Here is a 9,104-nt window from a genome sequence, read left to right on the forward strand (position 1 = left end):
ATTACCCCTGTCGGATCAAAGGCCCTGACGGGATGGCTTCCTACAATCCGTTCATCATCCGCAGAACAATAAAGGAAGCGAATATGTCCCACGCCGGCCCCGACGCCCTGCAACAACGTTGTCAGAACATTGTGACAAGCCCGGTATTAACCCCGGAGCAAAAGCGGCATTTTCTGGCGCTGGAAGCGGAGAACAATCTCCCCTATCCAGACCTGCCTCAGGCTGCCCGTGCCGCACTGGACGAGGGCGTTATCTGCGACATGTTCGAAGGCCATGCGCCTTACAAACCCCGTTACGTCCTGCCGGATTACGCAAAATTTTTGGCTAACGGCTCGGAATGGCTGGAGCTGGAAGGGGCAAAAGATCTTGATGATGCCCTCTCGCTGTTAACCATCCTGTATCACCATGTGCCATCCGTCACATCAATGCCGGTCTACCTGGGACAACTCGATGCGTTACTGGATCCGTATGTTAGAATTCTAACACAAGAAGAAATCGATGTTCGAATAAAACGTTTCTGGCGTTACCTCGACAGAACGCTACCTGATGCTTTTATGCATGCCAACATCGGCCCGGCGGACACCCCCATCACGCGTGCCATTCTACGTGCGGATGCAGAAATGAAGCAGGTCGCACCCAATCTGACCTTTATTTATGACCCGGATGTTACGCCCGACACTCTGCTGCTGAGCGTGGCAAAAAACATTTGTGAATGCAGTAAACCACATGTTTCTAATGGCCCAGTCAATGATAAAATTTTCACAAAAGGCCGCTATGGTGTGGTGAGTTGTTACAACTCCCTGCCGCTCGCAGGCGGTGGCAGCACTCTGGTACGCCTCAACCTGAAGGCGATTGCTGAACGCAGCCATTCCCCTGAAGACTTCTTCACCCGCACGTTGCCGCACTACTGCCAGCAACAGATAGCCATCATTGATGCGCGTTGCGCGTTCCTGTATGAAAAATCCGGCTTCTTTGAGAATAGCTTCCTGGTCAAAGAGGGGCTGATTGATAGCGATCGTTTCGTGCCAATGTTTGGCATGTACGGTCTGGCTGAAGCGGTGAACCTGCTTTGTGAGAAAGGCGGTATCAAAGGTCGTTACGGTAAGGATGAGCAGGCCAACGCACTGGGCTATCGCATTAGCGAGCAGCTCTCGGCGTTTGTTGAAAACACCCCGGTGAAATACGGCTGGAAACAGCGCGCGCTCCTGCATGCACAGTCGGGGATCAGTTCCGACTCAGGCACCACGCCGGGCGCACGTCTGCCTTACGGTGATGAACCCGATCCCATCAGCCACCTGCTGGCCGTAGCACCGCACCATCAACACTACACGTCCGGGATCAGCGATATTCTGACGCTGGAAGAGACGGTAAAACGTAACCCGCAGGCGGTCGTACAGCTTTGTCTGGGGGCGTTTAACGCGGGTATGCGCGAATTTACCGCCAACGTCGCCGGTAACGATCTGGTGCGCGTTACCGGCTATATGGTGCGCCTGTCGGATCTGGAAAAATACCGCGAAGCCGGGTCGCGCACGAACACGACGTGGCTTGGCGAGGAGGCCGCGCGAAATACCCGCATTCTGGAACGTCAGCCACGCGTGATAAGCCATGAACAGCAGATGCGCTTTAGTTAGTCAGGTTATCCCCTTCTCCTGTGTGGACGGTCCAGGCAGCCGCCTGGCGCTGTTCCTGCAGGGCTGCAACCTGCGCTGCAAAACCTGCCACAACCCGTGGACAATCGGTCGCTGCAACGACTGCGGCGATTGCGTCCCCCATTGCCCGCACGATGCGCTGAACATTCAGGCCGGACGCGTCTGGTGGCAGGAGAGCCACTGCCAGCAGTGCGATACCTGCCTGCATTTATGCCAGCAACAGGCGACACCCATGGCGCACCGCTTCAGCGTGGAAGAGATCCTCACGCAAATTCACAAAGCAGCACCGTTTATAGAGGGGGTTACCGTAAGCGGCGGAGAAGCCACCACGCAGCTGCCGTTTTTGATCGCCCTTTTCTCGGCGATCAAAACCGATCCCGCGCTACGTCATTTAACCTGTCTGGTGGACAGTAATGGTCTGTTAGGGGAAACCGGCTGGCAAAAACTGCTGCCGGTGTTTGACGGTGCCATGCTGGATCTGAAAGCCTGGGGAAATGAGCATCACCGCTTCCTGACCGGGCGTGAAAACCCGCAGATCAAACACAGCATCCGCTGGCTGGCGCAACATCAACGGTTAACGGAACTGCGGCTGCTGGTGATCCCGGATCAGTGTGATTATCTGGAACATCTCAAACCGCTGATCGTCTTTATCCGTTCTCTGGGGGATGTCCCGGTGCGGATCAATGCCTTTCACGCACAGGGGGTTTACGGTGAGGCAGCGTCATGGCGCAGCGCCACGCCGGACGACGTTGAACCGCTGGCACTGGCGATGGAAAAACAAAAGATTACGGTGATCCGCCCGGCGCTTTATCTATAGTGTGACGCCAAAGAGTGAACGGGTATTCTCAAGCAACGCCCCGGCAATGAGCACTTCTGGCTCCTCACGCAGCTCGCACAGCGTGGTAAACACATGCGCCGCCTGCTCCGGGCGATTAGGCTGTCCCTGAAAACCGTTGAGCGGCATATCGGGGGCATCCGTTTCCAGTAACAACGCTGACAGCGGCAATTGTGCCATCACCTCCCGGGTTTTGCTGGCACGCGGGTAGGTAATTGTCCCACCAACGCCAATTTTATAACCCAGTTCAATAAACCGCTGTGCCTGTTGCAGGCTACCAGAAAAACCATGCACAACGCCCGTTCGCGGCAGATCGATACGTTTCAGATGCATTGCCAGTTTGTCATGGGTACGTCTGGAATGGAGGATCACCGGCAGATCGTGGCGTTTTGCCAGCCTGAGCTGTGCATCCAGGAGAGCCTGCTGGCGCTCAAACTGCGGATCATCGCGCCAGAGATCGAGCCCGATCTCACCGATGGCGACGAGTTTGTTCCCGGCGGTTTGCAAAACCACATCCAGCTTCTCAATATGCTCATCAAGATGACGCTCAATAACTATCGGATGCAGCCCAAGTGCAGCATATATGGCGCGATGGTGCTGAGCGAGGTTAAGAACACGCTCAAAATTAGCCGCTTCGATCGCAGGTACAATGATCGCCTGAACGCCTGCTTCGGCGGCTCTCGCAATGCTTTGTTCTTCATCACCCGTAAACGGCGGAAAATCAAAGTGGCAATGGGTGTCGACAAAGCAGTGCATCACGCCAGATCCTCGCTATCAAATTGTGCCTCATTCGCTGCGCCTGGCTGGCGAGGTGATAATCCATTTATGCTCCTCCAGCCCGTGGTCATGTTCAGACACAGTAACGCACATCCCCACGGGTACTCAAATGAGAAAAAGCCAGTCGCAAGGACTGGCTTCAGTGTCGCTGTCAGAGTAATGCATAGCTATGGACGGCGACGTCCAGTAAACAGGCTGACCAGGAACAGGATAATGCCGACGACAAAGACAATTTTCGCCGCACCCGCTGCCGTCCCCGCCAGACCACCAAAGCCCAGCGCGGCGGCAATTAACGCGATAACCAGAAATATAATGCCCCAACGAAACATAAGCCTCTCCTTTACCATAGTTAATGTCGGCCGCTAAGCATGAGCGCTCAGGCTACTCACCGGCGTTTTTCCAGGTGTAGTTCTTATTTCGCCCTCAGGCCTCAGCCAGACGGGCGAATTGTGCTCATTTACTTCGTCTTCAGATCGTTGTTGACGCTCTTCACACCCTCAACGGCTTTCGCAATGGATACGGCATGTTCAGCCTGAGCCTGACTCTCGACAACACCACTCAGGGTGACAACTTTATTGTCGGTTTTAACGGAAATACCAGCGCTCTTGATATTTTTATCATCCACCAGCGCAGCTTTCACTTTTGCTGTAATTGAGCTGTCATCCATGAAATTACCGACTTTATTCAGAGAGCTATCGATTTTTTCCCCTGCGCTATTTGCGGTGGACTGCACGTTATCCATTGTGTTGGTTTCCGCGAGGACAGAACTGCTCACGAGGATGCTACCCAATGTGACCGCCAGCAGAGTTTTCGAAATCTTCAGTCTTGTCATATTCATCGATATATTCCTGTGTTTTACCCGTTATTTGGGCAACATATTTTCCTTACAGACAGATTGATATATTGCGAATAAACACCCGGATAAAATAGCGAACCAGAAAATATATTCTGAATAGTTAATTCATCCACATTCGGTGCTAAACACTGAGTTAAATATAGATCACTATCCCTGTGTCGCATTCAGAATAGGTCAAAAAACGAGCAGCATTCAGGAAAATGCGATGATTTAAGAACATTCCGCAAGGGATTAATAAGACTGGATTTAAAGAAGAGCACGGCGGCTGCCGTGCTCTGAGAGGAGATTAGTGTTCGCGCGTTTTGCGGAACTGCACGTCAGGATAACGTTCCTGCGTCAGGTTCAGGTTCACCATTGTCGGCGCGATATAGGTCAGGTTATCACCGCCATCCAGCGCCAGCTGAATTTCGTTCTTACGCTTAAATTCTTCGAATTTCTTCACGTCAGAACACTCAACCCAGCGCGCCGTGGCCACGTTGACTGATTCGTAAATCGCTTCGACGTTGTACTCGCTTTTCAGACGCGCAACGACCACGTCGAACTGCAGCACACCGACAGCGCCCACGATCAGATCGTTGTTGGCAATCGGACGGAACACCTGTACAGCACCCTCTTCGGAGAGCTGTACCAGCCCTTTCAGCAGCTGTTTCTGCTTCAGCGGATCGCGCAGGCGAATACGACGGAACAGCTCCGGTGCGAAGTTCGGAATACCGGTGAACTTCATCATCTCACCCTGGGTGAACGTATCACCGATCTGGATGGTACCGTGGTTGTGCAGGCCGATGATGTCACCCGGATACGCTTCTTCAACGTGGGAACGGTCGCCCGCCATAAAGGTCAGTGCGTCGGAGATCACCACGTCTTTACCGATACGCACCTGACGCAGCTTCATGCCCTTTTCATACTTACCGGACACCACGCGCATGAACGCTACGCGGTCACGGTGTTTCGGGTCCATGTTGGCCTGAATTTTAAAGACGAAGCCAGTGAATTTTTCTTCCTGTGCTTCCACTTCACGGGTGTCGGTTTTACGCGGCATCGGGCGTGGTGCCCACTCAATCAGACCGTCCAGCATATGGTCAACGCCGAAGTTACCCAGTGCGGTACCGAAGAAGACCGGTGTAATTTCGCCACTCAGGAACAGCTCTTTGTCGAACTCATGAGACGCCCCCTTCACCAGCTCCAGCTCGTCACGCAGCTGCGCGGCCAGCTCTTCACCGACTGCCGTGTCCAGATCCGGGTTATCCAGACCTTTTACAATGCGCACTTCCTGAATGGTGTGGCCTTTACCGGTCTGGTACAGGTAGGTTTCGTCTTTATAGAGATGGTAAACGCCCTTGAACAGCTTACCGCAGCCAATCGGCCAGGTGATCGGCGCACAGGCGATCTTCAGCTCGTTTTCCACTTCATCCATCAGCTCCATCGGGTCGCGGATGTCACGGTCGAGTTTGTTCATGAAGGTGAGGATCGGCGTATCGCGCAGACGGGTGACTTCCATCAGCTTACGGGTACGATCTTCTACACCTTTCGCGGCGTCGATCACCATCAGGCAGCAGTCTACCGCCGTCAGGGTACGGTAGGTATCCTCGGAGAAGTCTTCGTGGCCCGGGGTATCCAGCAGGTTTACCAGGCAGTCGTGATACGGAAACTGCATCACGGAAGTGGTAATTGAAATACCACGCTGCTTTTCCATCTCCATCCAGTCGGATTTTGCATGCTGGCTGGAGCCACGGCCTTTTACGGTACCGGCGGTCTGGATCGCCTGTCCGAACAGCAACACCTTCTCGGTGATGGTCGTTTTACCGGCATCCGGGTGCGAAATAATGGCAAAAGTGCGGCGTTTGGCCACCTCTTGCAGATAAGGAGACAACGTCATAATCAAATCTTCTTATGTAAGCGCGACAGCAGGCCGCGCATCATGGAATACGAAAAATGCGGCTATTTTACCCATCAATGGGGGGCAGGCAATCATTGTTTACACAGGAGCTGCTCCAGTTCGTTCAATGACGTGACGGTCCAGGTCGGCTCGATCCCTTCCGGCTGCGCGCGGCCATGCGCGTTCAGCCAGACGGTCGACAGACCTGAGTTCATGCCGCCAAGAATGTCTGATTCGGCAGTATCGCCGACCATCAGTACACGCTCACGGTCAGGATTACCCGCTTGTTCAAGCGCATAATCAAAAATACGCGGATCAGGTTTTGGCACGCCGACCTCTTCCGAGATCACCAGCGCGTCGAAATGATCGCGCAGGCCGGTGCGCTCAAGGCGGATCTGCTGCAGCGCGGTAAAGCCATTGGTGATGATCCCAAGCTTCGCCTTGCCTTTCAGCGAATCCAGCAGGGAAACCGCCCCTGGCAGCGGTGCGCAAATCTCGGCCATCGCGTTCAGGAACGCGTCGTTCAGCAAACCCGGGCTGACGTTTAACCGCTCCGCCCATGCATCAAAGCGCTGGTGCTGCAGCTGTAACGCGGTGATGGCACCGTTCTGGTAATCCACCCACAGCGGTTTGTTTACCGCCTGATAGTCCTGAAAATCTTCAGCGGTGAAGGTGACGCTATAATCCAGAAACATCCGCTGCAGGCCACCGAATGCGTCAAACGTGAACAGCGTTTCGTCGGCATCAAAGAAAATCCAGTCCCATTTCATCGTTACAACCTTATTTTAGTTATCCAAGCGGCAAAGCCATAATAATGGCGTCTTCACGTCCCTCTGCGGTGGGGTAGTAGTTACGGCGGATTGTCGCCTCGTTAAAGCCTAAGCTTTCGTAGAGTGCGATGGCGGCGACATTCGATGCACGCACTTCCAGCCACAGGGTGAAAACGTCACGGATTTCCAGCTCGCGGATGAGATGCTCAAGCAGTTCCCTGCCCAGCCCACGACGCTGAAACGCAGGATCAACGGCGATATTAAACAGCGTTGCCTCATCAAGGACGACCTGAGTAATCGCAAACGCGGCCATTGTGCCGTCAACATCCAGGCGGTAGTTCAGGTACCGTTCACCCTGGTTGCTGGCGAACGTTTTTTCGCTCCACGGAAATGCGTGGGCGCGTGTTTCAATCGCGAACGCTGTTGTCAGGTCAGGCGTCGTGAGGGAAGAAATCGTGTTCATATTCGCAGATTTGTTGCCATAGCGCGCGGCGCGCGTTTGGGTTGGCTTTCAGTTCTTCCAGCGCGGGCGAGCTGATCTGGCTCCCCTGGAGGGTGCTCTCGTCTGGCTCCCCCATTCGCCAGCTATTGCAGCGACTGTCAGGAGGGAGCATCGCGACCCGCTCTGGCGTCAGCTGTAAAACCTGATCGGAGGTCAGCTTCAGGCTACGAAGGACATCACCGATAAGGGGTTCATTCAGGGCAGGCAGTTCTTCCGCCACCATCACCAGGCGCACGTGCGCAGGGATGGAGATCGCGATTTCACCCTGCAACGCCGTCGGGCGACGCAAGGCCCACTGGGTAATGCCCAGTTGCTGCAACTGCCAGTCTCGTCGGGATGTCATAGCGAAAACTCCTGTCTCTCAGGCGCGCAAATATAGCAAATGTGTCGAAAGTGCGCCATCTACCTACTATAATCCCCGCCTGAGTTTATTGAGGAACAATTCATGTCTGCATTTACCCCGGCAAGTGAAGTCTTGCTGCGCCACAGTGATGATTTCGAACAAAGCCGTATTCTGTTTGCCGGAGATATGCAGGATGACCTGCCTGCGCGTTTCGACTGTGCTGAAAGCCGTGCCCACACCCAATATTACCACCACTGGCAGGTGTTGAGCCGCCAGATGGGCGAGCGCGCGCGCTTTAGCCTGGTGGCAGAGCAGAGCGATGTTGCCAACTGCGATACGCTGATTTATTACTGGCCGAAGAACAAACCGGAAGCCCAGTTCCAGCTGATGAACCTGCTCTCCCTGCTGCCGGTCGGTTGCGACATCTTCGTTGTCGGTGAGAACCGCAGCGGCGTGCGTAGCGCAGAGCAGATGCTCGAAGAGTATGCCCCGCTGAACAAAGTCGACAGCGCCCGTCGCTGCGGCCTGTACCACGGTCGCCTGGAAAAACAGCCATCGTTTGATGCAGATAAATACTGGGGCGAATATCAGCTTGACGGTCTGACCATCAAAACCCTGCCGGGCGTCTTCAGCCGCGACGGTCTGGATGTTGGCAGTAAGCTGCTGCTGTCCACCCTGACGCCGCACACCAAAGGCAAAGTGCTGGACGTGGGTTGTGGTGCGGGCGTACTGGCGACAGTACTTGCCAGCCACTCGCCAAAAGTGCGTTTAACGCTGTGTGATGTCAGTGCTCCAGCGGTGGAAGCCAGCCGCGCAACGCTTGCGGCCAACGGCATTGAAGGCGAAGTGATGGCCAGCAACGTCTTCTCTGATGTGACTGGTCGCTTTGACATGATTATCTCTAACCCACCGTTCCACGACGGGATGGAGACCAGCCTTGAGGCGGCGCAAACGCTGATCCGTGGTGCAGTCCGTCACCTCAACAGCGGCGGCGAGTTGCGTATCGTCGCGAACGCCTTCCTGGCGTACCCGAAAGTGCTGGATGAAACCTTTGGCTTCCACGAAGTGATCGCCCAGACCGGCCGCTTTAAGGTTTACCGCACCGTGATGACACGTCAGGCGAAAAAATAATTCGTCATGTTTGTTTGCCGGATAAGCGCCAGCGCCATCCGGCAAACAGGCGTCTCTGTTCCGACCATTTTTGCAGCAATCAATAAAAGGTGCGCACTTTTCAGTTGACGTAAAGCTGAAAACATCTAGAATGCGCCTCCGTGGTTACGATACTTTTACAGTATCGATGGTATGCGAAGGTGGCGGAATTGGTAGACGCGCTAGCTTCAGGTGTTAGTGTCCTTACGGATGTGGGGGTTCGAGTCCCCCCCCTCGCACCATAAATCACGTTGATATTGCTCGCACTGGGCGAAGGTGGCGGAATTGGTAGACGCGCTAGCTTCAGGTGTTAGTGTCCTTAGGATGTGGGGGTTCGAGTCCCCCCC

General features: G+C 54.5%; 9 protein-coding genes, 1 tRNA gene and 1 pseudogene. 4 read left to right on the top strand and 7 right to left on the bottom strand.

Annotated features, from left to right (window positions below):
• The first annotated feature begins 83 nt into the window (after positions 1-83).
• The gene (locus tag ACJ9N4_RS08820) at positions 84-1,631 is read left to right on the top strand and encodes a YjjI family glycine radical enzyme (RefSeq protein ID WP_182919372.1); all 1,548 of its coding nucleotides are present in this window, start codon (positions 84-86) and stop codon (positions 1,629-1,631) included.
• Positions 1,606-2,466 (top strand): YjjW family glycine radical enzyme activase, encoded by an 861-nt coding sequence (locus ACJ9N4_RS08825; protein WP_182919371.1) that lies wholly within the window; start codon positions 1,606-1,608, stop codon positions 2,464-2,466. Before ACJ9N4_RS08820 ends, ACJ9N4_RS08825 begins: the two co-directional genes overlap by 26 nt.
• Here the strand turns inward: ACJ9N4_RS08825 and ACJ9N4_RS08830 are convergent.
• The 7 genes and pseudogenes from ACJ9N4_RS08830 to ACJ9N4_RS08860 form a co-directional block, all read right to left on the bottom strand.
• Complete coding sequence (locus tag ACJ9N4_RS08830; RefSeq protein WP_182919370.1) at positions 2,461-3,243, bottom strand: TatD family hydrolase; 783 nt, start codon at positions 3,241-3,243, stop codon at positions 2,461-2,463. The genes ACJ9N4_RS08825 and ACJ9N4_RS08830 overlap by 6 nt on opposite strands.
• A gap of 185 nt (positions 3,244-3,428) precedes the next feature.
• On the bottom strand, positions 3,429-3,590 hold the full coding sequence (locus tag ACJ9N4_RS08835) for a DUF1328 domain-containing protein (protein WP_002887716.1): 162 nt from the start codon (positions 3,588-3,590) through the stop codon (positions 3,429-3,431).
• 131 nt (positions 3,591-3,721) lie between these two features.
• Positions 3,722-4,099: pseudogene (locus tag ACJ9N4_RS08840) on the bottom strand (BON domain-containing protein); the annotation flags it as partial.
• 304 nt (positions 4,100-4,403) lie between these two features.
• Complete coding sequence (prfC, locus tag ACJ9N4_RS08845) at positions 4,404-5,993, bottom strand: peptide chain release factor 3 (protein ID WP_182919369.1); 1,590 nt, start codon at positions 5,991-5,993, stop codon at positions 4,404-4,406.
• Between the two features lie 92 nt (positions 5,994-6,085).
• The gene (gene yjjG / locus ACJ9N4_RS08850; protein WP_182919368.1) at positions 6,086-6,763 is read right to left on the bottom strand and encodes a pyrimidine 5'-nucleotidase; all 678 of its coding nucleotides are present in this window, start codon (positions 6,761-6,763) and stop codon (positions 6,086-6,088) included.
• A gap of 19 nt (positions 6,764-6,782) precedes the next feature.
• Complete coding sequence (gene rimI, locus ACJ9N4_RS08855) at positions 6,783-7,226, bottom strand: ribosomal protein S18-alanine N-acetyltransferase (protein WP_182273649.1); 444 nt, start codon at positions 7,224-7,226, stop codon at positions 6,783-6,785.
• Positions 7,195-7,608, bottom strand: a complete 414-nt coding sequence (locus tag ACJ9N4_RS08860) for a DNA polymerase III subunit psi (protein WP_182919367.1) — start codon at positions 7,606-7,608, stop codon at positions 7,195-7,197. Before ACJ9N4_RS08860 ends, rimI begins: the two co-directional genes overlap by 32 nt.
• Positions 7,609-7,710: 102 nt before the next feature.
• On the opposite strand from ACJ9N4_RS08860, the gene rsmC reads away from it, so the two are divergent.
• Both rsmC and ACJ9N4_RS08870 read left to right on the top strand, forming a co-directional pair.
• Positions 7,711-8,739 carry a 16S rRNA (guanine(1207)-N(2))-methyltransferase RsmC gene (gene rsmC, locus ACJ9N4_RS08865; RefSeq protein ID WP_411500404.1) on the top strand — a complete coding sequence of 343 codons (1,029 nt, stop codon included), beginning with the start codon at positions 7,711-7,713 and terminating at the stop codon, positions 8,737-8,739.
• Positions 8,740-8,912: 173 nt separating this feature from the next.
• Positions 8,913-8,999, top strand: a tRNA-Leu gene (locus ACJ9N4_RS08870).
• Positions 9,000-9,104 lie beyond the last annotated feature (105 nt).

Origin of the sequence: Enterobacter sp. LM3, from assembly GCF_046622475.1 — a bacterium.
GTDB lineage: Bacteria > Pseudomonadota > Gammaproteobacteria > Enterobacterales > Enterobacteriaceae > Enterobacter > Enterobacter cloacae_P.

What these genes read in the sequence shown, in the direction of transcription:
- rimI (WP_182273649.1), bottom strand. Translation starts at nt 7,226, where the DNA reads ATGAACACGATTTCTTCCCTCACGACGCCTGACCTGACAACAGCGTTC.
- yjjG (WP_182919368.1), bottom strand. Translation starts at nt 6,763, where the DNA reads ATGAAATGGGACTGGATTTTCTTTGATGCCGACGAAACGCTGTTCACG.
- ACJ9N4_RS08825 (WP_182919371.1), top strand. Translation starts at nt 1,606, where the DNA reads ATGAACAGCAGATGCGCTTTAGTTAGTCAGGTTATCCCCTTCTCCTGT.
- prfC (WP_182919369.1), bottom strand. Translation starts at nt 5,993, where the DNA reads ATGACGTTGTCTCCTTATCTGCAAGAGGTGGCCAAACGCCGCACTTTT.
- rsmC (WP_411500404.1), top strand. Translation starts at nt 7,711, where the DNA reads ATGTCTGCATTTACCCCGGCAAGTGAAGTCTTGCTGCGCCACAGTGAT.
- ACJ9N4_RS08820 (WP_182919372.1), top strand. Translation starts at nt 84, where the DNA reads ATGTCCCACGCCGGCCCCGACGCCCTGCAACAACGTTGTCAGAACATT.
- ACJ9N4_RS08835 (WP_002887716.1), bottom strand. Translation starts at nt 3,590, where the DNA reads ATGTTTCGTTGGGGCATTATATTTCTGGTTATCGCGTTAATTGCCGCC.
- ACJ9N4_RS08860 (WP_182919367.1), bottom strand. Translation starts at nt 7,608, where the DNA reads ATGACATCCCGACGAGACTGGCAGTTGCAGCAACTGGGCATTACCCAG.